We start from the raw sequence: 21,452 nt of genomic DNA, 5'->3' as shown, positions 1-21,452 counted from the left end.
CCGCGGGACCGGCCGCCGTCCTTACTTGGCGTAGGCATACGAGGACTCGTCGGTCTCCTCGTCCTTCGGCCGCGGCGGGACGGCGCCGTCCTCCAGCAACTCCGACTGCGTCAGGCCCTTGGTCAGTTCCAGCGCCTGGCGTTCGAACAGGCGCCGGTACAGGCCGCCCTTCAGGCGGATCAGCGCGTCGTGGCTGCCTTCCTCGATGACGTGGCCGCGGTCCATCACCAGCAAGCGGTCCAGCGCCCGCACCGTGGACAGGCGGTGCGCCACCACCAGCGTGGTGCGGCCCACCATCAGGCGGTCCATGGCCTGCTGGATCAGCACCTCGCTTTCGCTGTCCAGGCTGGACGTGGCCTCGTCCAGGATCAGGATGGGCGCATCGGCCAGGAAGGCGCGGGCCAGGGCCACGCGCTGGCGTTCGCCGCCCGACAGCTTGACGCCGCGTTCGCCGACCAGCGTGTCGTAGCCCTTGGGCAGCGCCATGATGAAGTCATGGGCGCTGGCCAGCCGCGCCGCCTGCTCGATCTCGGCCTGCGTGGCGCCGGGACGGGCATAGGCGATGTTTTCCGCCAGGGTGCGGTGGAACAGTACGGGTTCCTGCTGCACGATGGCGATCTGGCTGCGCAAGGACGCCTGCCGCGCCTGGGCGATGTCCTGCCCGTCGATTGTGATGCGGCCGTCGTTGACGTCGTACAGGCGCTGGATCAGCTTGATGAACGTGGTCTTGCCCGAGCCCGAATGGCCGACCAGGCCGACCCGCTCGCCCGGCGCGATGCGCACCGAGAACCGGTCGTACAGCGCCTTGTCGTGCGCGCCATAACGGAACGTCACGTCCTCGAAACGGATCTCGCCGGCCGTGACGCGCAGCTCGCCGGCGCCGGGTCGGTCGTCCACGCCCAGCGGCTGCTTTTCCAGCGCGACCAGTTCTTCCATGTCGTTGACCGAGCGTTGCAGGTTGCGGATGTGCATGCCCACGTCGCGCAGGTAGCCCTGCAGCATGAAGAACATCGTCAGGGCGAACGTAATGTCGCCCACGCTGGCCTGGCCGCGCGACCACAGCAGCAGCGAGGCGCCCAGGATGCCCGCCTGCATGGCGACCAGCATGGCGCCCTGGATGCCGCCGTTGATGGTGCCGCGGATCCAGGTGCGGCGGGTGCGGCGGCGCCATTTGTCGACGACGCGGTCCAGCCTGACTTCTTCGCGTTCTTCGGCGCCGAAGGCCTTGACGACCGCATTGCAGCTGACGGCGTCGGCCAGCGCGCCGCCCATGCGGGTGTCCCAGGCGTTGCCCAGCCGCGCCGCCGGCGCCACATAGCCCAGCGACAGCGCCGCGGTCACGGCGATGTACAGCACCGAGCCCAGGCCCACCACCAGGCCCATGATGGGCCAGTGCACGCCCAGCAGGGCAGTCGCGCCCACCAGCATCACGACCGACGGCAGCAGCGCGATCAGCAGCGTGTCGTTCAGGATGTCCACCGCCCACATGCCGCGCGTGATCTTGCGCACCGTGGAGCCGGCAAAGCTGTTGGCGTGCCAGTCCGTGGAGAAACGCTGAACGCGGTAGAACGCGCTGGACACGATGCCGTTCATCATCTTCAGCGTGAAGGTGATGATGTTCTGGAACACGGCCTGGCGCAGCAGCGTGCCGCCGATGCCCAGCGCGAGCAGCAGCCAGAACGCGGTGAGGGCCGCGCTCCAGACGATTTCGTCGCCAGCGGCGCCCGAGGCCACTGCGTCAACCAGTTTGCCGGCGTACAGCGGCGTCAGCACGTCGGTCACCGCCGACAGCAGGGCGAGCACGATGATGCCGGAGGTGCGCCAGGGTTGCGCGCGCCAATGGCGGAAGGTAAAGCCCAGGACTTCCTTGAAGGTCTGTCCTCGTAGATCGATTTTTTTTCTGGCCATTGCAATGGCCCGGCGGCACCAGGACGCCGGGTGTCCTTGTGTGGAAAGAGGAAGGAACGGCCTGCGCAGGTAGGCGCGGGCGATTGCGTTTAGGTTTTTGGGGCGGGCACGGAGGACCAGTCGCTAGATAGGCATCCAGCGATGGGTCCGCGCGGGCGACGACTTAATGGCGTCGCGGAGACACGCGCGGGATGGCGGTATGCGGATTCATCATCTTGCGCCTCCCAGTGGTGTGAGATGTGGGGAAAAAGGAATGGGCAGAGGCCCGAATTGAAGATTCTATAGAAGTGGTGTAGGCGAATCAACGGGTAAGCGCGCGCCAGTGTGGGTTTTTTTCAACTGACGTGGCTTTCAATCCGGCGTGAACAGGTTCGGCGGCAGGCGGGCCACGGCGTCGTAGGTCAGCCGGATGTGGGAGGCCAGCAGCTCACAGGCGCGGTCCCCATCGCGCGCCAGCGTGGCGTCCAGAATGCTCTTGTGTTCGTCGTCCAGATCGCGTTCGATGGGTTTGCGCGTGACGGTCAGGCGGCGGTAGCGCTCGGCCTGCTGGTACAGGATGCCCAGGAAGTGATGCAGCCAGCGCGAGGGACAGGCGCGGATCAGTTCGCGGTGGAACTCGCGGTTGCGCTGTTCCCACTCTTCAAAGCGGGTGTCGGGGTCAGCGGCCAGGCGCTGTTCGGCCTTGCTCAAGCGGTGGAAGGCGGCGAGCACGGCGCTTTCCCAGTCGTCGTCGCCCAGGGCAATGGACTGGCGCAAGGCCTGGGTTTCCAGCAGCACGCGGTTTTCGGTGATGTCGCGGAAGTCTTCCAGCGAAATCGGCGTGACGTGGAAGCCGCGCTGTCCCTGCGCGATGACCAAAGCATCCGACACCAGCAGCGCCAGCGCTTCGCGCAGCGTGCCCGCGCCCACGCCGTAATCGTCCTTCAGGTGTTCGACCCGCAGGCGCGAGCCTGGCGGGTGCACGCCCTGGATGATGTCGCGGCGCAGGTTGACGTAGGCCGCGCCGACCAGGGTGTTGGCCGAGGCGGAATGGGCGAGCGGGGGGAGGGTGGCGCCGTCTGACATGGAAGCTACTTTATCACCGCGTTCAAAAAATCTCGATAAAAATTATTGACGCCGAGATTTATGCTGCTTATCGTAGAAAAAAGCGTCGCGATTACGACCGGCATGCAGCTGGCGGCAGGCGCAACCTGGAGACAAGCAGTGATACGGCTACACGACATCCGGTACGTCCGGCTGGGTACCCGCGACCTGGAATCCGCGGTCCGCTACGCGACCGCGGTGCTGGGGCTGGAAGTGGCGCGCAAGGAGCACGGCGCGGTCTATTTCAAGTCCGACTCGCGCGACCACACCCTGTGCTACTTCGAAGGCGATCCGCGCGACCACACCACGGCGTTCGAGGTGGACACGCCCGAGGAACTGGAACATGCCGGCGCGGTGCTCGAGCGCAGCGGCTATCAGGTTGCCGCAGGCAAGCGCGAGGACGCCGAGCAGCGTTACGTGCGCGATTTCCTCAGCTTCATCGACCCGTCCGGCAACCGCATCGAACTGGTGCACGCGCCGCATCACAGCGGCCGCCGCTATTTCCCCAGCCGCGATGCCGGCGTGACGGGCTTTTCGCACATCGGCCTGCGCACGCTGGACGCGCGTCGCGACGAGGCTTTCTGGACCGGCCTGCTGTCGGCCCGGGTCAGCGACCGCATCGGCGAAGCGCCGCTGCTGCGCATCGACGAAGTGCACCACAAGATCGCGCTGTTCCCGTCCAGCTATCCGGGCGTGCAGCACATCAACCACCAGGTCGAGAGCATCGACGACATCATGCGCGCCTGGTATCAGCTGAAGGAATGGAACGTGCCGATCCGCTTCGGCCCGGGGCGGCATCCGACCTCGGGGGCGATGTTCCTGTACTTCGACGGACCCGACGGAATGATCTACGAATACTCCACCGGCGTGCGCCTGATCACCGCCGAAGACGAAAAAAACTATCGCCCGCGCAGCTTCCCCGCGGTGCCATCCTCGTTCTGCATGTGGGGCGCCAAGCCTGACATCCCGGAGTTCAAGACGTGAGCGCCGCGCCGATGAAGGTTGACGCCGGCCAGGAAGCCCTGGTGCGGGTGGCGGCGCGCGGCCTGGCCCGCGCCGGACTGGTCCACGCCTACGGCCATTGCAGCAGCCGGCTCGACGCCGACCACTTCCTGGTGTGCGCGGCGCGGCCCATGGGCCTGATCGAGCCGGGCGAAGCGGGCACGGTGGTGCCGGTGCACGGCGAGCTGCCGGAAGGCGTGTTGGGCGAAGTCCGAATCCACCAGCACATCTACCGCATGCGTCCCGAAGTGGGCGGGGTGGTGCGGTCCATGCCGCCTACGGTCATGACGCTGTCCTCGGCCCGCGTGACGCCGCAGCCGCGCCATGGCATGGGCTCGTATTTTTCTCCGGTGGTGCCGCTTTGGGACGATCCGCAGCTGGTGCGCAGCGACGCCCAGGCGCGCGGCGTGGCGCAGGCCCTGGGCGCTGCGCGCGCGGTGGCCATGCGCGGCAACGGCGCGGTCGTGGCCGCCGAGTCCCTGATGCATGCCGTGGTGCTGACCTGGTACCTGGAGGACGCCGCGCGCATCGAATGGCAACTGCGTTCGGCCGGCCTGGCCGAAGGCGCGCCCACGCTCTCGCCCGACGAGGCGGCGACCCGCGCCGTGGGCACGGGCCGCATCTACGAGCGCATGTGGGAATACCTGACCGCCGGCGACCCTGAAGCGGCGCTGGCAGACCTGTCACAACCGAGGACGCAATGACCGATTTCCGCAATTTCATCAACGGCGAATGGGTCGCCACGGGCAAGACGTTCGACAACCGCGATCCCGTCGACAACCGCCTGATCGGGCGCATCCACGAGGCCGGCGACGCCGAGGTCGACGCCGCGGTGCGGGCCGCCAAGGCGGCGTTGCGCGGCCCCTGGGCCAAGCTCAAGACGCAGCAGCGCGTGGAACTGCTGCACGCGGTGGCCGACGGCATCATCCGGCGCTTCGACGACTTCGTCGACGCCGAGATCGCGGACACCGGCAAGCCTTATGACCTGGCCAGCCATCTGGACATTCCGCGCGGCGCGGCGAACTTCAAGATCTTCGCCGACCTGGTGCGCAATATCCCCAACGAGACCTTCGACCTGGAAACGCCTGACGGCGGCCATGCCCTGAACTACGGCGTGCGCGTGCCGCGCGGCGTGATCGGCGTGATCTGCCCCTGGAACCTGCCGCTGCTGCTGATGACCTGGAAGGTGGGGCCGGCGCTGGCCTGCGGCAATACGGTGGTGGTCAAACCTTCCGAAGACACCCCGGCCACGGCCACGCTGCTGGGCGAGGTCATGAACGAGGTCGGCGTGCCGCCCGGCGTCTACAACGTGGTGCATGGCCGCGGCCCCGGTTCGGCCGGCGAAAAACTCACGCGCCATCCGCTGGTCGACGGCATCACCTTCACCGGCGAGACCCGCACCGGCGAAGCCATTATGCAGGCGGCGGCGGTGGGCGTGCGGCCGGTGTCCTTCGAACTGGGCGGCAAGAACGCCGGCATCGTGTTCGCCGACGCAGACTTCGACAAGGCGGTGGCCGGCATCGCCCGCGCCGCCTTCGACAACACCGGGCAGGTCTGCCTGGGCACCGAGCGCGTCTACGTGCAGCGGCCGATCTTCGACCGCTTCGTGGCGGCGCTGGGCGAGCGCGCTCGCGGCTTCAAGCTGGGCCGTCCGAAGGATCCCGGCGTCAACCTGGGGCCGCTGATCTCGCAGCGCCACCGCGACAAGGTGCTGGGCTACTACGCCCGCGCCCGCGAAGAGGGCGCCACGGTGGTGGCGGGCGGCGGCGTGCCGGACATGCCGGACGACCTGGCGGGCGGCGCGTGGATCCAGCCCACGGTATGGACCGGCCTGCCGGAAAGCTCGGCCGTGATCCAGCAGGAGATCTTCGGTCCCTGCTGCCATATCGCGCCCTTCGATACGGAAGAAGAAGCCGTGGCCCTGGCCAACGCCACCCCCTACGGCCTGGCGGCCTCGGTCTGGACCAGCAACGTGGGCACGGCCCATCGCATGGGACAGGCCCTGGAAGTGGGCATCTGCTGGATCAATTCCTGGTTCCTACGCGATCTGCGCACGGCTTTCGGCGGATCCAAGCAGTCCGGCATCGGCCGCGAAGGCGGCGTGCATTCGCTCGAGTTCTACACGGAGCTGCGCAATGTCTGCGTAAAGCTCTGAAGCCATTACGGCAGGCGCCGCACAGAACGGCGCCGCCGCCCATCCCCCAAGGAGACTAAGCATGCAAGCATACGCACGCGGGCTGTCCGCGCTGGCCGCGGTCGCGGCCCTGACCGCGGCCAACGCCGCAATGGCGGACATCCGCATCGGCTTTACCGGGGTGCTGTCCGGACCCCAGGCGGCATTGGGCCAGGACCAGTACGACGGCCTGATGCTGGGCATCGAGCAACTGGGCGGCAGCCTGGGCGGCCAGAAGGCCGTGGTGATCCGCGACGACGATCAGCTCAAGCCCGACGTGGGCGCGCAGATCGTGCAGAAGTTCATCGAGAAGGACAAGGTCGACGTGATCGTCGGCCTGGGCTTCTCCAATGTGCTGATGGCGGAACTGCGGCGCATCAAGGAATCCGGCGTGGTGGCGCTGTCCACCAACGCCGGGCCCGCGCCGATTGCCGGCCGCATGTGCCTGCCCAATCTGTTCGTGCTGGGCTGGCAGAACGACAGCATGTCGGAAGCCATGGGCAAGTACGTCAAGGATCAGGGCTACAAGCGCGCCTACCTGATGTCGTCCAACTACCAGGCCGGCAAGGACAAGCTGGCGGGCTTCAAGCGCTTCTATGGCGCAGCGCCGTCCGACGAAATCTATACGCAGTTGGGGCAGCTTGATTACTCGGCCGAGATCTCGCGCATGCAGTCGGCCTCGCCCGACGCGCTGTTCGTGTTCTACACCGGCGGGGTGGGCGTGAACTTCGTGCGCCAATTGCGCCAGGCCGGCTTGATGGAAAAGCTGCCGTTCTTCTCGGAAAGCCTGATCGACTCCAACACGCTGACGGCGCTGAAGGAGCAGGCGGTGGGCGCGATCTACGGCACGCCCTGGGCCACCACGCTGGACAACCCGCCGAACCGCAAATTCGTCGAAGCCTTCAAGGCCAAGTACGGGCGCCTGCCGTCCGAGTACGCGGTGGGCGGCTACGACGCGGCCTTTCTGCTGGATACCGCCATCAAGCAGCAGGGCGGCAAGGTCGGCGACAGCAAGGCTCTGGCCGCGGCGGTCAAGGCGGCCGGCGCCAACTTTCCCACGGTGCGCGGCAAGTTCCGCTTCAACAGCAACAACATGCCGGTGCAGGACCTGTATGCCTACCAGGTCGTGAAGGAAGGCGACGGCGTGGGCCTGAAGCAGCTGGCCAAGGTGTTCACCGACCACCAGGACGCCTACGTGGCGGACTGCCCGCTGAAGTAACCGTCCCGGGAGACGCCCCATGAACGGATCCTTGCTGTTGTCGCAGATGCTCAATGGCCTGCAGCTCGGCGCCTTGCTGTTCCTGTTGTCCTCGGGGCTGACCCTGATCTTCGGCATCATGAACTTCATCAATCTGGCGCACGGGTCGCTGTACATGATCGGCGCCTTCCTGGGCGCCACCGCCTACAACGCCAGCGGCTCGTTCGCCTTCGCCATCCTGGCGGCGGTGGCGGGCAGCGGCCTGGTGGGCGTGGCGCTGGAACGCCTGATCGCCCGGCCCCTGTACAAGCACGACCACCTCTATCAGGTACTGGCCACCTTCGGGCTGATGATGTTCTTCAACGAACTGGCCTCCGTCATCTGGGGCAGCCGGCCGTATTACGCCGCCGTGCCGCAGGGGCTGGAGGGCGCAGTCAGCTTGTTCGGCAATGACTATCCGGTGTACCGGCTGATGATCATCGGCGTGGGCGCGCTGGTGGCGCTGGGCGCCTGGTTCCTGATCCAGCGCACCCGCTTCGGCATGCTGATCCGCGCCGGCGCCAGCAACGCGCCCATGGCCAGCGTGCTGGGCGCCAACGTGGACCTGCAGAAGACCCTGCTGTTCCTGTTGGGGGCGGTGCTGGCCGGCGTGGCCGGCGCGCTGGCGGGGCCGATCCTCTCGGTGCAGTCCGGCATGGGCGAGCCCGTGCTGATCCTGGCGCTGGTGGTGATCGTGGTGGGCGGCATCGGCTCGGTGCGCGGCACGCTGGTCGCGGCGCTGCTGATCGCCATGATAGACACGCTGGGCCGCGCCTTCCTGCCCGACATGCTGCGCGCCGTGTTCGACGCGTCCGTCGCCAACGCGGTCGGGCCTGCGCTGGCCTCCATGCTCATCTACGTGCTGATGGCCGTGGTGCTGGCGTTCCGGCCGCAAGGCCTGGTCTTCTCGGCGCGGCGTTGACGCGCGCCTGTCCTGGGATTCGATCATCATGCAAGAACACAAACACCGGCGCTGGGCGTTGCCCTTGCTGTTCCTGGTCCTGGCCGCCGTGCCCTTCGTGGCGCAATGGCTGGGCGAACCGTTCTACGTGACGCTGGGCGCGCGCATCCTGATCTACGCGCTGGCCGCGCTGGCGCTGAACCTGGTACTGGGCTTTGCCGGGCTGGTGAGCTTTGGCCACGCCATGTTCCTGGGCCTGGGCTGCTATGCCGTGGGCATACTCAGCTACTACGGCTTCGGCAACGGCTGGCTGCAGCTGGCCGTGTGCATCGCCGTGTGCGCGCTGGTGGCGCTGATCGTCGGCACGGTCTGCCTGCGCACCTCGGGCATAGGTTTCATCATGATCACGCTGGCCTTCGCCCAGATGTTCTATTTTCTGGCGGTCAGCCTGCGCGAGTACGGCGGCGACGACGGCCTGAACATCTATGAAGCCAGTTCCTTCGGCCTGTTCGACCTGGATGGCAGCCAGCCTGTCTACTGGGCGGCCTGGGCCGTGCTGCTGGTCTCCAGCCTGGCGATGGTGCGCCTGCGCCGTTCGCCCTTCGGCATGATTCTGCGCGCCACCCACGCCAACCCGCGGCGCGTGGACGCGCTGGGCTATTCGGTGTTCGGCGTGCGGCTGACGGCCTACGTGGCCTCCGGCGTGCTGACCGGCGTGGCCGGGCTGCTGCTGGCCAACCTGACCGCCTTCGCCTCGCCCAGCTACATGTCCTGGCCGGTGTCGGGCGAGCTCATCGTCATGGTGGTGATAGGCGGCCTGGGCAATGTGCTGGGTCCGATCGTCGGCGCCGTCGCCTACCTGCTGATGGAAGAGGCCTTCAAGAGCATGACGCAGCACTGGATGCTGCTGATGGGACCCGCGGTGGTGATCATCGCCATGGTGGCCAAGGGCGGCTATGCCAATTCCCTGGCCTGGCTGCGGCGTCCGCCGCCCGCCGCGCCGACGGCCCAGCCGCCAGCGGCGGGCGAGCAGAAGGACCGCTGTCCGCCGGACGCGATCGCCAAGGAGGCCTCGGCATGAACCTGCAAACCGCTGCCGCGCCCGTGGGGCTGTCCACGCAGGATCTGGTGCGCCGCTTCGGCGGCCTGAAGGCGACCGACGGCGTGTCGCTGGACGTGGCCCCGGGCGAACTGCACGCGCTGATCGGCCCCAACGGCGCGGGCAAGACCACCCTGATCAACCTGCTGTCCGGCGAATTGCGCCCCGATGGCGGCGCGGTGCGCCTGGGCGCCGCCGACGTGTCCCGCGCCACGGTGCAGGAACGTGTGGCCCAGGGCATGCTGCGCTCCTATCAGGTGACTTCGGTATTCGACAGCTACACGGTGCTGGACAACGCCTGCCTGGCCGCCTTGCGCAAACGCCGCCGGCGCCTGTCGGCCTGGACCGCCTTGCGCGATTGCGCCGACGTGGTGGACGCCGCCAGGCAAGCCCTGCGGGCCTGCAAGCTGGAGGACGTGGCCGAGGCGCAGGTGGACAGCCTGGCCTACGGCCAGCGGCGCCAGCTGGAGATCGCCATGGCGCTGGCGGGCGAGCCGTCGGTGCTGCTGCTGGACGAACCCATGGCCGGCATGAGCGCGGCCGAAAGCGCGGGCGTGATCGCCTTGCTGCAAAGCCTGAAGGGCCGCTACACCATCGTGCTGGTCGAACACGACATGAACGCCGTGTTCGCGCTGGCCGACCGCATCAGCGTGTTGGTCTACGGCAAGATCATTGCCACTGGCAGCGCGGACCAGATACGCAACCATCCCGACGTGCGCCGCGCCTATCTGGGCGATGACGCCGACGCATAAGGAGCCGCCATGTTGAGCATCAACGGATTGACGGCGGCCTATGGGCATTGCCAGGCGCTGTTCGGCGTAGACCTGGACGTGGGCCAGGGCGAGGTTCTCGGCCTGATCGGGCGCAACGGCATGGGCCGCAGCACCGTCATCAAGTGCCTGTTCGGCCTGCTGCCGGCCAGCCAGGGCAGCATCCGCTATGGCGAACGTTCCCTGCGCGGGCTGGCGCCTTACCGCATCGGCCGGATGGGGCTGTCGCTGGTGCCCGAGGGGCGCCAGATTTTCCCGACCCTGACGGTGGAAGAGAACCTGGTTGCCACGGCCATCGTCCGCGGCGGCGCCCGCAGCTGGACGCTGGAACGCGTGTATGAACTGTTTCCGCGCCTGCGCGAACGGCGCGCCAACCTGGGCACCCAGCTGTCCGGCGGCGAGCAGCAGATGCTGGCGCTGGGCCGCGCGCTGATGACCAATCCCAGCCTGCTGGTGCTGGACGAAGCGACCGAAGGGCTGGCGCCGGTGGTGCGCGCCGAAATCTGGCGCGTGCTGGCCCAATTGAAGGCCGAAGGTTTGTCGATGATCGTGGTGGACAAGAACACCACGGCCTTGCTGCGCCTGTCGGACCGCAACGTCATCCTCGACAAGGGGGTGACGGTGTGGCGCGGCAGCTCGGCGGAATTGTCCGAGCGGCCCGACCTGGTGGCCGCCTACGTGGGAGTCTGACATGAGATTGCAGGACAAAGTGGCGCTGGTCACCGGCGCGGCCGGGGGCATCGGACTGGCGATCGCGCGTCGCTTCGTGGCCGAGGGCGCATACGTGCTGCTGGCCGACCGCAAGGAGGCCGAACTGATGGCGGCGGCCCGCTCGCTGGGAGCACGCGCCGCCGCGGCGCTGGCGGACGTGACCGATCCAGCCGACGCCCAGCGGCTGGCCGACGAGTGCGTGCGGCGCTGGGGCGGCCTGGATATCTGCGTCTGCAACGCCGGCGTGATCCGCGCTGCGGATTTCCTGGACCTGAAGCTGGAAGACCTGGACGCGGTCATGAACGTCAACGTGCGCGGCACCTTCCTGGTGGCGCAGGCCGCCGCGCGCGCCATGGTGGCGGGCGGACGCGGCAACGGCGCCATCGTGACCCTGTCCTCGATGACGGCGGAGCTGGCCATGCCGGACCAGCTGGCCTACGGCGCCAGCAAGGGCGCGGTGCGGCAGATGACCAAATCGATGGCGCTGTCCCTGGCGCCGCATGGCATACGCGTCAACGCCATCGGCCCCGGCAGCATCGATACCGAGATCCTGGCCACGATCACCAGCAATCCCGAAGCCCGCAGGACCGTGCTGTCGCGCATTCCCATGCAGCGGCTGGGATCGACGGATGAAGTCGCCAAGGTGGCGTTGTTCCTGGCCAGCGACGACGCCAGCTACGTGACCGGGCAGACGGTGTATGCGGACGGCGGCCGGCTGGCGCTGAACTATACGGTGCCGGTGCAGGAGTAGGGCGGCGCATGCCGCAGCGCGGATGCGCTTCGACAGCGGGCAGGGCAAGGTGATAAATTTTTCGCGTCACCTGGAGAACCTATCCTGCCCATGAAAACCACCGCAATCACTTCTTCCCGGAATGCCGCCTGGCTCCAATTGCGCATGGCGCTCTGGCCCGATGCGTCGGCCGCCGAGCACCAGCAAGACATGGACGACCAGGTGTCTTCGCCGGACAGGTACGCCCAGTTTCTGGTGAGTTCCGATGGCGGGCAGGCCTTGGGTCTTGCCGAAGCTTCCATCAGGACGGACTACGTCAATGGTACGGACTCCAGCCCCGTGGCGTTCCTGGAAGGGCTGTACGTCATTCCCGAAGCCAGGCAGCGGGGTGCGGCCAGGGCCCTGGTCGCCGCCGTTCGGGAGTGGGCGCTGGATAGGGGATGCAAGGAGCTGGCCTCGGATACCGCGCTGGACAATCTGGTAAGCCAGGCCGCCCACTCGCGCCTGGGGTTTAAAGAGACTCAGCGGGTCGTCTATTTCAATATGCCGCTGTGACAGGCCACGCAGGTCTTGCATTGCGAGTAAGGTATGGGCTGTAGGCCCTGATTTTCCGGCACTTTGGCCTGTGCCTTCAGCAGGAACCAGAACATCATGAAGACCTTTCGTCTGGCACTGCGGCCTGTCCTCGCTGCGCTCGCGTGTGTGTTGATCGCCGCCTGCGCGGACAAGCCTCCTCAGCAAACCGAGCTGGACTATCGCAGCCGGTCTCCTTCCACGGGGCAGGGCAAGAACACGACCCCAGGCCCCTCGGATCAGCGCTTGACCATACAGTCCGGCGAAGGCGAGCGCCTGAATCTGCCCTGGTTCGTCCGGGATACGCAGGAATGGATCAACAGCAATTGATGGGGGGCCGATCGACGCGGCTCGCCATGCTACGCTTTGCCGGCCCGCAATCGACGAAGCGATCAACTCCATGACTGTTCGACGGATTCTCTTGCTGCTAACCGCGCTGACCTTATCGCCCGCGCTCCATGCCGAGGCTGCGTCCAAGCTCGCCGCCTGGACCCCGGCGGGCCCGACGACGTGCAGCTTCTCGGGATGGACGACCGACGAGAAACCAGCCATCCAGGTGCGCGCGGCGGCCTCCGCCCAGGCAGCGGTGGCGGGCAGCCTGCCGACCACTCGCGGCGAAGGCGCCGATCCCAATATCGACTACTACAGCGTCACCTTCGACGTGATCGAGGCACGCGACGGCTGGCTCAAGATCAGGAACGCCAGCGACGACAAGACCGGCGATGAACAGAGCAAGCCGCGGCCCGTGTATCGGGGCGAGGGCTGGATCGAGGCCAGCGATGCGCAGGTCGGCATCCAGTCGGCGCGGGGCTACGCCCGCCCGGACGCCAGCAGCGAACGGCTGCTGGATCTGGGAGGCGACTGGCTGACCGAGAGAGCCTCGCTGCGCGGCATCGTCGCCTGCGAGGGCGAATGGCTGTTGCTGGACTACGAGATGCGCAACACCGAGACGTTCGAGCCACTGGCGCCCAAGGATCGCACGCGAGGGCGGGCGTGGTTTCGCGGCGTCTGCTCGTCTTCGGAGACGACTTGCGATATGCGGTCGGTCGACAAGTAGGGCGGGAGCGTGATTCATTGACATATCGGGAAATGCCGATACAATGCGGTCATGGAATTGCTCGACATATTCAAAGCCCTGTCCAACCGCACCCGCCTTGAAATCTTGCAAGGCTTGAAGGACCCCGCAAAGAACTTTCCGCCGCAGGACGAAGGCGACGTTCATACGGTGGGCGTCTGCGTCAGCAGCATCCAGGAAGGCGTCGGGCTATCGCAGTCCACGGTGTCTGATTACCTTGCAACGCTGCAACGGGCCGGCTTGGTCGAAGTCAGGCGCATCGGTCAGTGGACCTACTACAAGCGGAACGAAGCGACCATCAGTGCTCTTGCCAAGATCATCGGGAAAGAGCTGTAATTTTTTTACTGGTAAATATCGGTATTTCCCGATATCCCTATTTTTCGAAGCGAGAGAAAGCTATGAAGGCGATGACACTCAAATCATTTGGCGGCCCGGAATCGTTCGAACTCCGCGACCTGCCCGTGCCTGTGCCGCAGGCGGGACAAGTCCTGGTCCGGGTACATGCAACCTCGATCAATCCCCTGGACTATCAAGTCCGGCGCGGCGACTATCCCGACCTGGTGCCGCTGCCGGCCATTACCGGACATGATGTCTCCGGCGTGGTGGAAGCCGTGGGGCCGGGCGTGACGGCCTTCGCTCCTGGCGACGAGGTCTGGTACACCCCGCAGATATTCGACGGGCCGGGCAGCTACGCGGAGTATCACGTCGCGGCGGAGAGCATCATCGGGAGGAAGCCGCCCTCGCTGAGCCATCTCGAGGCGGCCAGCCTGACCTTGGTGGGTGGAACGGCGTGGGAAGCGCTGGTGGTGCGCGCGGGACTGAGAGTCGGGGAAAGCGTCCTGGTGCACGGCGGCGCGGGCGGCGTCGGCCATGTGGCGATCCAGTTGGCCAAGGCCATCGGAGCACGGGTGTACACGACCGTGCGCGCAGCCAACGCCGAATTCGCGCGCAGCATGGGCGCCGATGTGACCATCGACTATGAAAAGGAAGACTACGTCGAAGCCGTCATGCGGGAGACGGGCGGGCGCGGCGTCGACGTCGTGTTTGACACCATCGGCGGCAACACCCTGGCGCGCAGCCCCGATGCGCTTGCGCAGCTGGGGCGGGTCGTCTCGATCGTGGATATCGCCCAGCCGCAAAACCTGATCCAGGCCTGGGGCAAGAACGCGAGTTACCACTTCGTGTTCACGCGGCAAAACCGCGGCAAGCTCGATGAGTTGAGCGCATTGATCGCGCGCGGCCAGTTGCGGCCGCACGTGGGTGCGGTCTATGCGCTTGCCGATATAGCGCTGGCTCATGCGCGGCTGGAGAGTCCCAGCAACGGCCTCCAGGGAAAGATCGCGATTGCCGTCGCGCCATCGGCTCACGAATCGCTGCTTACCAGTTGATGCGCGCCGTCAGCGTGATGTTGCGCTCGTCGCCATAGAAGCAGGTGCCCGGGCACGCGGCAACATAGGTCTTGTTGGCCAGGTTCTTCACGTTCAGGGCGAATTGCCACTTGTCCCATTGATAGCGCAGCGCGGCGTCGTACGTGGTGTACGAGGGCACAGGCAGGTCATAGATCTCCTGGCGGCCCACGTAGCGCATGCCGACGCCCGCGCTCAGGCCCGGCACGGACGAAAACCGGTAGTCCATCCAGAGCGAAGCCATGTTGCGCGGGACCGATGCGGGCCGCGAGCCTTCATTGCCCAGATTGCTTTTGGTGATGCGCGCATCCGTCGTCGCCAGGGCGGCCACCAGGTCCAGTTGCCGGTTCAGGCTGGCCCGGGCCTCGATCTCGGCGCCTTTCGAGCGCACTTCGCCGGTCTGGACCAGGTAGCCCACGTGGGCGGGATCGCTGGTGAGGACATTGCGTTGGGTGATTTCGTAGAGCGCCACGGTGATCGACGCGTCCACGCCCTTGGGTTCGTACTTCAAGCCGATCTCGTGCTGTACGCCGGTGGTGGGCTTGAAGGGATTGGCGCTGAAGTCCAAACCAGGGGTGGGCTGGAAGGACTTGCTGTAGCTGTAGTAGGGGGCAAGGCCGTTGTCGAACAGGTACATCAGGCCGGCGCGCGGCGTGAAGGCATGGGAGTTCTGGCCTCCCGAGCCCGGCGTCGAGTCGGTGCGGACGGAATCGTAGCGGCCGCCCAGCAGCACGATCCAGCGCTCGTTGAACTTGATCTGGTCTTGCCCGTAGAAGCCCAGCTGGCGCACGGCGTTTTCGGAATAGTTGGGGGCGCCGAGATTGGGCCGGGCGCCATAGACAGGCTTGTACAGATTTATCGGCGCAATGCTGCCGAATTCCTGGGAACGCGTGAATTCGCTTTTGCTCCAGTCGATGCCGAACAACAGCGTGTGTTCGACCCCGCCATGGCGCAGCTTGCCCAGCAGCTGGTTGTCCACGGCGAGTCCCTTGTCGGTGTCGTACCGGGTGACGGCATAGCGCGTGCCCAAGGCAGGGTTCGACGGGCTCACGCGCGCATTCACCGCGGCGTACTGGTTGTCGGCCTTGTGTTCATAGGCCAGCAGGTTCTGCCTGACCTGCCAATCGTCGTTCAGCCTGTGTTCGAGCAGGTAGCCCAGGGTGGTGCCCTTTACAACATAACGGTCGAAGCCGGGTTCGCCGACGAAGCGGGAGCGCGATATGCGGCCATTGGGATTGGGCAGCAGCGTGCCCTCCAGGGGTTTGCCTGAATCGTAGGGACTGTCGGTCCGGCTGTAGCTGGCCAGCAGGGTGATCAGGGTGGCATCGCTGATCTGCCACTCCAGCGCGCCGGCCAGCGACTGGCGGTCATTGTTGATGTAATCGATCATGGTGTCGCTGTCGCGCGCCAGGCCGGTGAGGCGGTAGCGCACATTCCCGTCCTCCGTCACCGGCCCGCCCAGGTCCATGGCGATCTGCTTCTTGTTCCAGCTACCTGTCTGCAGTTCGAGCTCGCGCAGGGGCTCCGCCGTGGGGCGTTTGCTGACCAGGTTGATGATCCCGCCCGGCGCGGCCTGGCCGTACAGGATAGAGGCCGGCCCCTTGAGCAGTTCGATGCGCTCGAAGTTGTAGGGCTCGATGGCGCCGCTGAGCGAGTTGATGGGGAACTTGGTGCCGTTCAGATACAGCGGGGCCGCGCCCGTGATGTTGAAGCCGCGGACCGTGAAGCGGGTGCCGATGTGCCTGAGCGCCCCGCCTTCCAGCGACATGACGCTGGCGGTGTAGCCCAGCGCCTGGTCCAGCGAGTCGGCCGCCTGCGCGACCACCTGGTCGCGCGGAATCACCGAGACGGATTGGGGCGTTTCGTGCAGCGGCGTGTCGGTCTTGGTCGCGGTTGCGCTGCGGTGGGCGACGAAGCCTTGCACCGGGCCGGAGGCGGATTCATGGAGGCCCGTGACCGTGACTGTGGGCAAGGTCTGCGCGGACTCCTGGCCCGGCTGTCCGCCGGGCAGCGGCCGCAGCACGTAGCCGCCGTTGGGCTGCAGCCGGGCCGCCAGCCCCGTGCCGGCCAGCAGCCTGGCCAGGGCTTCGGACGCCTCGAAGCCGCCTTGCAGGCCGGCACTGCGCTTGCCCGCGACGTCGCTGGCGGAATAGGACAGCATCAGTCCGCTTTCGAGCGCATAGCGGGTCAGCGCGCTCTCCAGCATGCCGGCGGGGATGGCGTAGGTCCTGGCAGCGGCCTGGGCCTGGACGGCGTTCACGCCGGCGCTCAAGGCGATGCCCGTCGCCGTGAGCCAGAAGGTGCGGCTTGCGGCCAGCGCCAGGGTGTTGCATGTGATGAGGCGCGCGGCGCGCCGAGGCAGGCGGTAGTCCATGAGGGGTCCGGTTTTCGGTGGAAAAATGTGGCTTCTATTAGGTTTGCCACTTGAAAACCGGAAACCCCTCACGTTTGTCCGAAAAAAACAGGCGGATGGTGTGCGCGCCGTCGCGTTAGGCGCCGCGCAGGCGCACGGTGATCCAATAGCGCGTCATCCGGTCGACTTCGACCGGATGCGTCCGGCGCAGCATGTCCAGCACCCGATCGGCGTCGTCCAACGGATAGATGCCAGAAACCTTCAGGTGGCTGGCATCGGGGGCGCAGGCCAGGCGGCCAGGCACGTAGCGCGCAAGTTCCTCGATGAAGTCGGAGAGCGGCATGTCCTGCGCGACCAGCATGCCCACCGACCATGAGGCATCGCCCGGCTCGGCGGGCCGGGGCTGATCAACCGCGTCGCGGGTGAACGAGGCCTGTTCGCCCGCGCGGATAAGCCGCGGCGCGTCCGTATGGAGGTCGGGCCGGATTTCTACTGTGCCCTCGAACACCGCGACGTGGCTGCGGTCTGGGAACTGGCGCACGCTGTAGCGGGTGCCCAGCGCGCGCACGCGGCCTTGGGCCGTTTCGACCAGGAAAGGGCGTCCGATCGGGGAGGCCGGGTCGGGCGCGGTGGTGACGAGGATCCGGCCGCGCAGCAGCCGGACAAGGCGCTGCGCGCCGTCGAAGCGCACGTCGATGGCGCTTGCGGTGTCCAGGTCGATGCGGCTGGCGTCGGCCAGCGTGACGCCCAGGCGCTGGCCGGCATCCGTGTGGTGGTCGGATTGCCAGTCCTGCCAGCCGCGCCACAGGCTGTCGCGCGCCAGCCAGGCGCCGCCGCCGGCGAACAAGGCCAGGGCCAGGGTCTTGATGGCCCGGCGGCGTGTCCGGCCGTTGCGGTCTTCATGTGTCAGCGTGCCGCGCACCAGCGGCGTGTTCAGCCCGCGCAGTTGCTGGCCGAAGGACTCGATGTGGCGCCAGGCGCGCTCATGGTCGGGATGTTCCGCCCGCCAGCGCTGGCAGGCTGCATGCGTGGAGTCGCTGGCATCGGCCGCTTGCAAGGCGACCAGCCACTCCACGGCGCGCAGGCTGACGCTTGCGGGCAGCGGCGCGCCGTTCAGATGGGGGAACGCCGTCAGGCTCGGGTCCGCGGGCGAGATGGGCATGGCGGTGTCGGTCGCGGCGGCTGGAGGAGGGGGATCATCAGGCGCCGAAAAAGCAGAGGTGCGCCGCCTTGGCGATATAGCGCTGCACGGTGGCGAGCGAGACCTTCAGCGTCGCGGCAATGTCCGCTTGCTTCATGCCTTCTAGCTGGGAGAGCAAGAATGCCTGGCGCACCGGAGCGGTCAGCGTATCCAGGCGCCGGTCCAGTTCGATCAGTGTTTCCAGCAGGATGGCGCGTGTTTCAGGGCCGGGCGCTTCGCGTTCGGGCAGGTCGGCCAGGCTGGCCAGATAAGCCTCTTCGATCCGGCGGCGCCGCATGAAGTTGGACACCACGCCTTGGGCCACCGTGGTCAGCAGCGCGCGCGGTTCGCGCACCGCGACAGTCTCGCCGCGGACCAGCAGGCGCATGAACGTATCATGCGCGAGATCGGCCGCGTCCGAGGAGTTGCCCAGCCGGCGCCGCAGCCACCCCTTCAGCCAGCCGTGGTGATTCGCGTACAGGACATCGATGCCCTGGGACGGCACTGCAAACTCGGTCGCGGACATGCGGCCCTCCGGCTTGTCGCGGGCCTGGAGGAAACCGGCGCCCGTGAAAAATGAGAATCATCCGCATTCTAAAGTGAGTCGCGACGCGGCGACAAGAGGCCGGACCGCAAGGATCCGGTGTGGCTCCCCTTCGATCCGGCCAGGTAGGGATGCCGCGTCCTCAGAACGTTCCGCGCACCGTCAGCGTCGCGTTGCGGGGCTCGCCGTAGAAGCTGCCCCAGCCCGGCGCGCCTATCGTCTGGTAGTAGGACTTGTCGAACAGGTTGTTCACGTTCAACGCCGCCGACCAGTTCTTGTTGATCTTGTAGCCGATGCGCGCATTCCAGACGGCGTAGGGCGCTTGCGATACCCGCACCGACCGCGTCTCGGTGTAGCTGCCGGTCTGGTAGTTCACGCCGCCGCCCAGGGTCCACGCCGACCATTGCCCTGGCAGGCGGTAGTCGGACCACAGGCGCAGGATGTGCTTGGGCGTTACCGTGCGGCCGAAGTTGGTGCTGGATACCTCGGTGTCGTCCAGGAACTTCAGGGTATTGAAGGTGTAGCCGGCAAACAGTTGCCAGCCCGGGGCGACCTCGCCGCTGATTTCGGCGTCCACGCCCTGGCTGCGCACCTTGCCGCTGGACAGATAGCAGATGTCGCCGACGGTGCACGCGCTGACCAGGTCTTGCTGGGCGCGGTTCTTCTGGTCGACGCGGAAGAGCGCGACGGAGGCGTTGACGCGGCCGTCGAGCAGTTCGCCCTTGATGCCTGCTTCGTAGTTCTTCCCCAGGATGGGGTCCAGTATCTGGCCCGACGCGTCCACGGCGTTCTGCGGCTCGAAGATCTCCGCAAAGCTGACGTAGCCGGACCACTGGGGATTGAAGGCGTAGATCAGGCCGCCGTAGGGCGTGACGACGCCATTTTCCTTGTAGGGGTCGGTGTACTGCTGGCCGCCATCGCGGTAGTTGCCGGTGTTCTCGTACCAGCTGACGCGGGCGCCTGCCACCAGCGTCAAGGGGTCCGCCAGCTTGAAGCGGCCCACGCCGTAGACGCCGGTCTGTTTCATCTTGATGATGGTCGCCGCGCCGCGGTAGGCGTTTTCGCGCAGCCATTCATCCGTGGGTTCGGGCACATGGTGATCCGGGTCCCAGACGTTCACGGCGCGGTTCAGGCGCGCGGTCGCGAAATCGTTCTTGCTGGTCAGTTCGTTGATGCTGGCGCCCACGCTGATCGAATGTTTGCGGCCCAGCGCCTCGAAGGCGCCGTCCACGTCCAGGTTGAGCGCCTTGTTGTGCGTGGAGAAATCGAAGATGCCGGCGTACATCGTCGGCCCGAGTCCGGTGGCCGGGTTGACCGCGCCTTCGGTGAAGGCGTATTTGGAATCGTTGGACTCTTGGGTGGAAGTCCCGGTGAGTTTCAGCGACCAGTCCTGGTTGAAGCGGTGCGCGAGTTCGGCGAACACGGTGGTCTGCTTGCCGTTCCAGCGGTTCCAGTCTTGCGAGAGCGAGGTCGAGCGTTTCAGCCCGATGTCGTCGCCGTTGGTGTAGTGGGGCAGGCCATGGAAGAACGGCGTGGATCGCAGTTCTTCATAGCTGACGCCGCCGGTCAAGGTGGTGGCGGGGCCCAGGTCGTAGCTCAGCACGCCATACAGCACGCCGGTGCGGCTGTCGGCATTGTCGTAGAAGTAGTCCCGGTCGTTGTAGCTGGCCACGGCGCGTCCGCGCAGGGAACCCGATGCATTCAAGGGACCGGTCGCATCGATATCGGCCCGGTAGTTGTTCCAGGAGCCGCCGCTGGCCAAGAGCTGCACCTGGTTTTCGGCCAGCGGGCGCTTGCGCACCAGATTGACCGCGGCGCTGGGCGAACCGGCGCCTTGCAGCAGGCCGGTGGCGCCGCGGATGATTTCCACGCGGTCCAGGATCACGGTGCTGCTGGTGAAACTGTTGGCCTGGGGGTAGTAGAAGGCGCGGTTGACGCCGTCGAACTGGTAGCTGTCGACGCGGAAGCCGCGCGAGAACACGTAGTTGCCGCCCATCGGGCTCTTGTAGAGCGTCATGCCGGTGCTGTTGGCCAGCACGTCGTCTAGGGTGTTGGCGTTCTGGTCGTCCATGCGCTGGCGCGTCACCACCGTGACCGACTGCGGAATCTCTTTCAGGGTCTGCTCGCCCTTGCCTATGGTCACGATCCCGCTGGTATAGCTGCCCGTGCCTTCGGTGACGGCTGGGTCGGCCATGCCCGTTACCGTGACCGGCGCGAGGGTGGTCGCATCGCCTTGTGGAATGCGGCGCAGGTGGTAACCCTCTCCATTGGCGTTGGCCACGGCTTGCAGGCCCGTGCCGGCCAGCAGGCGTGTGAGGCCTTGCTCGGCGGTGTAGCGGCCGCTAAGCCCTTGCGTCGTCACGCCGCGGGTCAGCGTTGGCGACGCGGCCACGGTGACGTTGGCGGCGACTCCGAACTGGCCCAGCGCCTCGTCCAGCGTGGTGGGCGCGATGGCGAAGGCGATCCCCTGCACCGCGGCGGGCTGGGCCCAGGACACGGCGGGCGCGGCAAGCGGGACCATTGCTGCCAATGCAAGATGGACGACAAGGCGCAAGCGCGCCGGACCTGCCCCGGGCGTCTGGGGCTCGGCAAGAGTAGAGGATGTATGGCGTGCTGCCATGAGAGCTTCCTGGTTCGTCGATGGGTAGGGCCAGACCGCGGGCGCCTCGGGTCTGTCTCTATGTCTAACGAACCACATCCGAAAATC

The 21,452-nt window shown here is 66.7% G+C and carries 20 protein-coding genes; 14 read left to right on the top strand and 6 right to left on the bottom strand.

Annotated elements, in window-relative coordinates; genetic code table 11:
* Nucleotides 1-21: 21 nt before the first annotated feature.
* Complete coding sequence (locus AC6LKD_RS29390; protein WP_498118229.1) at nucleotides 22-1,908, bottom strand: ABC transporter ATP-binding protein; 1,887 nt, start codon at nucleotides 1,906-1,908, stop codon at nucleotides 22-24.
* Nucleotides 1,909-2,259: 351 nt separating this feature from the next.
* The gene (locus AC6LKD_RS29385; RefSeq protein ID WP_498118228.1) at nucleotides 2,260-2,973 is read right to left on the bottom strand and encodes a GntR family transcriptional regulator; all 714 of its coding nucleotides are present in this window, start codon (nucleotides 2,971-2,973) and stop codon (nucleotides 2,260-2,262) included.
* Nucleotides 2,974-3,111: 138 nt separating this feature from the next.
* Here AC6LKD_RS29385 and AC6LKD_RS29380 point away from each other — a divergent pair, with 138 nt between their 5' ends.
* The 14 genes from AC6LKD_RS29380 (at nucleotide 3,112) to AC6LKD_RS29315 (ending at nucleotide 14,650) form a co-directional block, all read left to right on the top strand.
* Nucleotides 3,112-3,975 (top strand): VOC family protein, encoded by an 864-nt coding sequence (locus AC6LKD_RS29380; protein WP_041653384.1) that lies wholly within the window; start codon nucleotides 3,112-3,114, stop codon nucleotides 3,973-3,975.
* Nucleotides 3,976-3,986: 11 nt separating this feature from the next.
* On the top strand, nucleotides 3,987-4,697 hold the full coding sequence (locus tag AC6LKD_RS29375) for a class II aldolase/adducin family protein (RefSeq protein ID WP_498118230.1): 711 nt from the start codon (nucleotides 3,987-3,989) through the stop codon (nucleotides 4,695-4,697).
* Nucleotides 4,694-6,148, top strand: a complete 1,455-nt coding sequence (locus tag AC6LKD_RS29370) for a 2-hydroxymuconic semialdehyde dehydrogenase (RefSeq protein WP_492275529.1) — start codon at nucleotides 4,694-4,696, stop codon at nucleotides 6,146-6,148. Before AC6LKD_RS29375 ends, AC6LKD_RS29370 begins: the two co-directional genes overlap by 4 nt.
* A gap of 61 nt (nucleotides 6,149-6,209) precedes the next feature.
* Entirely contained in the window at nucleotides 6,210-7,385 is a 1,176-nt protein-coding gene (locus tag AC6LKD_RS29365) for an ABC transporter substrate-binding protein (RefSeq protein ID WP_013393169.1), read from the top strand.
* A 19-nt stretch (nucleotides 7,386-7,404) separates the two neighbouring features.
* Entirely contained in the window at nucleotides 7,405-8,325 is a 921-nt protein-coding gene (locus AC6LKD_RS29360; RefSeq protein ID WP_207466771.1) for a branched-chain amino acid ABC transporter permease, read from the top strand.
* Between the two features lie 28 nt (nucleotides 8,326-8,353).
* Nucleotides 8,354-9,385 carry a branched-chain amino acid ABC transporter permease gene (locus AC6LKD_RS29355; protein ID WP_498118227.1) on the top strand — a complete coding sequence of 344 codons (1,032 nt, stop codon included), beginning with the start codon at nucleotides 8,354-8,356 and terminating at the stop codon, nucleotides 9,383-9,385.
* The gene (locus AC6LKD_RS29350) at nucleotides 9,382-10,155 is read left to right on the top strand and encodes an ABC transporter ATP-binding protein (protein WP_498118226.1); all 774 of its coding nucleotides are present in this window, start codon (nucleotides 9,382-9,384) and stop codon (nucleotides 10,153-10,155) included. The genes AC6LKD_RS29355 and AC6LKD_RS29350 overlap by 4 nt, the downstream gene beginning before the upstream one ends.
* 9 nt (nucleotides 10,156-10,164) lie before the next feature.
* Entirely contained in the window at nucleotides 10,165-10,863 is a 699-nt protein-coding gene (locus AC6LKD_RS29345) for an ABC transporter ATP-binding protein (RefSeq protein ID WP_013393173.1), read from the top strand.
* Nucleotide 10,864: 1 nt separating this feature from the next.
* Complete coding sequence (locus tag AC6LKD_RS29340) at nucleotides 10,865-11,635, top strand: SDR family NAD(P)-dependent oxidoreductase (protein WP_013393174.1); 771 nt, start codon at nucleotides 10,865-10,867, stop codon at nucleotides 11,633-11,635.
* Between the two features lie 90 nt (nucleotides 11,636-11,725).
* Nucleotides 11,726-12,169 (top strand): aminoglycoside 6'-N-acetyltransferase, encoded by a 444-nt coding sequence (aac(6'), locus tag AC6LKD_RS29335; RefSeq protein WP_013393175.1) that lies wholly within the window; start codon nucleotides 11,726-11,728, stop codon nucleotides 12,167-12,169.
* 96 nt (nucleotides 12,170-12,265) lie between these two features.
* Nucleotides 12,266-12,517 (top strand): hypothetical protein, encoded by a 252-nt coding sequence (locus AC6LKD_RS29330; protein WP_498118225.1) that lies wholly within the window; start codon nucleotides 12,266-12,268, stop codon nucleotides 12,515-12,517.
* 91 nt (nucleotides 12,518-12,608) lie between these two features.
* Nucleotides 12,609-13,244, top strand: coding sequence for a hypothetical protein (locus AC6LKD_RS29325; protein ID WP_498118224.1), 636 nt, complete (start codon nucleotides 12,609-12,611; stop codon nucleotides 13,242-13,244).
* A 51-nt stretch (nucleotides 13,245-13,295) separates the two neighbouring features.
* Nucleotides 13,296-13,598, top strand: coding sequence for an ArsR/SmtB family transcription factor (locus AC6LKD_RS29320; RefSeq protein ID WP_013393178.1), 303 nt, complete (start codon nucleotides 13,296-13,298; stop codon nucleotides 13,596-13,598).
* Nucleotides 13,599-13,660: 62 nt separating this feature from the next.
* The gene (locus tag AC6LKD_RS29315; protein ID WP_498118223.1) at nucleotides 13,661-14,650 is read left to right on the top strand and encodes a zinc-dependent alcohol dehydrogenase family protein; all 990 of its coding nucleotides are present in this window, start codon (nucleotides 13,661-13,663) and stop codon (nucleotides 14,648-14,650) included.
* On the opposite strand, the gene AC6LKD_RS29310 is transcribed toward AC6LKD_RS29315, so the two are convergent.
* The 4 genes from AC6LKD_RS29310 to AC6LKD_RS29295 all read right to left on the bottom strand — a co-directional run bounded on the left by AC6LKD_RS29310 (nucleotide 14,640) and on the right by AC6LKD_RS29295 (nucleotide 21,266).
* Complete coding sequence (locus AC6LKD_RS29310; RefSeq protein WP_498118222.1) at nucleotides 14,640-17,042, bottom strand: TonB-dependent siderophore receptor; 2,403 nt, start codon at nucleotides 17,040-17,042, stop codon at nucleotides 14,640-14,642. The two genes, AC6LKD_RS29315 and AC6LKD_RS29310, sit on opposite strands and share 11 nt — an antisense overlap.
* A 115-nt stretch (nucleotides 17,043-17,157) precedes the next feature.
* Nucleotides 17,158-18,183, bottom strand: coding sequence for a FecR domain-containing protein (locus tag AC6LKD_RS29305; protein ID WP_498118221.1), 1,026 nt, complete (start codon nucleotides 18,181-18,183; stop codon nucleotides 17,158-17,160).
* Nucleotides 18,184-18,220: 37 nt separating this feature from the next.
* Entirely contained in the window at nucleotides 18,221-18,727 is a 507-nt protein-coding gene (locus tag AC6LKD_RS29300; RefSeq protein ID WP_013393182.1) for a sigma-70 family RNA polymerase sigma factor, read from the bottom strand.
* A gap of 160 nt (nucleotides 18,728-18,887) precedes the next feature.
* Nucleotides 18,888-21,266, bottom strand: coding sequence for a TonB-dependent siderophore receptor (locus AC6LKD_RS29295; protein WP_492275539.1), 2,379 nt, complete (start codon nucleotides 21,264-21,266; stop codon nucleotides 18,888-18,890).
* Nucleotides 21,267-21,452 lie beyond the last annotated feature (186 nt).

This window comes from Achromobacter sp. D7-1, assembly GCF_059760445.1.
Note: the sequence above shows the minus strand (reverse complement) of the source record. Positions and strands in the feature narration are given on the sequence as shown.

Bases quoted from the DNA above. Each gene is read 5' to 3' on its own strand.
- AC6LKD_RS29370 (WP_492275529.1), top strand. From the start codon at position 4,694: ATGACCGATTTCCGCAATTTCATCAACGGCGAATGGGTCGCCACGGGC.
- AC6LKD_RS29315 (WP_498118223.1), top strand. From the start codon at position 13,661: ATGAAGGCGATGACACTCAAATCATTTGGCGGCCCGGAATCGTTCGAA.
- AC6LKD_RS29365 (WP_013393169.1), top strand. From the start codon at position 6,210: ATGCAAGCATACGCACGCGGGCTGTCCGCGCTGGCCGCGGTCGCGGCC.
- AC6LKD_RS29360 (WP_207466771.1), top strand. From the start codon at position 7,405: ATGAACGGATCCTTGCTGTTGTCGCAGATGCTCAATGGCCTGCAGCTC.
- AC6LKD_RS29385 (WP_498118228.1), bottom strand. From the start codon at position 2,973: ATGTCAGACGGCGCCACCCTCCCCCCGCTCGCCCATTCCGCCTCGGCC.
- AC6LKD_RS29390 (WP_498118229.1), bottom strand. From the start codon at position 1,908: ATGGCCAGAAAAAAAATCGATCTACGAGGACAGACCTTCAAGGAAGTC.
- AC6LKD_RS29350 (WP_498118226.1), top strand. From the start codon at position 9,382: ATGAACCTGCAAACCGCTGCCGCGCCCGTGGGGCTGTCCACGCAGGAT.
- AC6LKD_RS29340 (WP_013393174.1), top strand. From the start codon at position 10,865: ATGAGATTGCAGGACAAAGTGGCGCTGGTCACCGGCGCGGCCGGGGGC.
- AC6LKD_RS29300 (WP_013393182.1), bottom strand. From the start codon at position 18,727: ATGTCCGCGACCGAGTTTGCAGTGCCGTCCCAGGGCATCGATGTCCTG.
- AC6LKD_RS29345 (WP_013393173.1), top strand. From the start codon at position 10,165: ATGTTGAGCATCAACGGATTGACGGCGGCCTATGGGCATTGCCAGGCG.
- AC6LKD_RS29355 (WP_498118227.1), top strand. From the start codon at position 8,354: ATGCAAGAACACAAACACCGGCGCTGGGCGTTGCCCTTGCTGTTCCTG.
- AC6LKD_RS29330 (WP_498118225.1), top strand. From the start codon at position 12,266: ATGAAGACCTTTCGTCTGGCACTGCGGCCTGTCCTCGCTGCGCTCGCG.
- AC6LKD_RS29305 (WP_498118221.1), bottom strand. From the start codon at position 18,183: ATGCCCATCTCGCCCGCGGACCCGAGCCTGACGGCGTTCCCCCATCTG.
- AC6LKD_RS29295 (WP_492275539.1), bottom strand. From the start codon at position 21,266: ATGGTCCCGCTTGCCGCGCCCGCCGTGTCCTGGGCCCAGCCCGCCGCG.
- AC6LKD_RS29320 (WP_013393178.1), top strand. From the start codon at position 13,296: ATGGAATTGCTCGACATATTCAAAGCCCTGTCCAACCGCACCCGCCTT.
- AC6LKD_RS29375 (WP_498118230.1), top strand. From the start codon at position 3,987: ATGAAGGTTGACGCCGGCCAGGAAGCCCTGGTGCGGGTGGCGGCGCGC.
- AC6LKD_RS29310 (WP_498118222.1), bottom strand. From the start codon at position 17,042: ATGGACTACCGCCTGCCTCGGCGCGCCGCGCGCCTCATCACATGCAAC.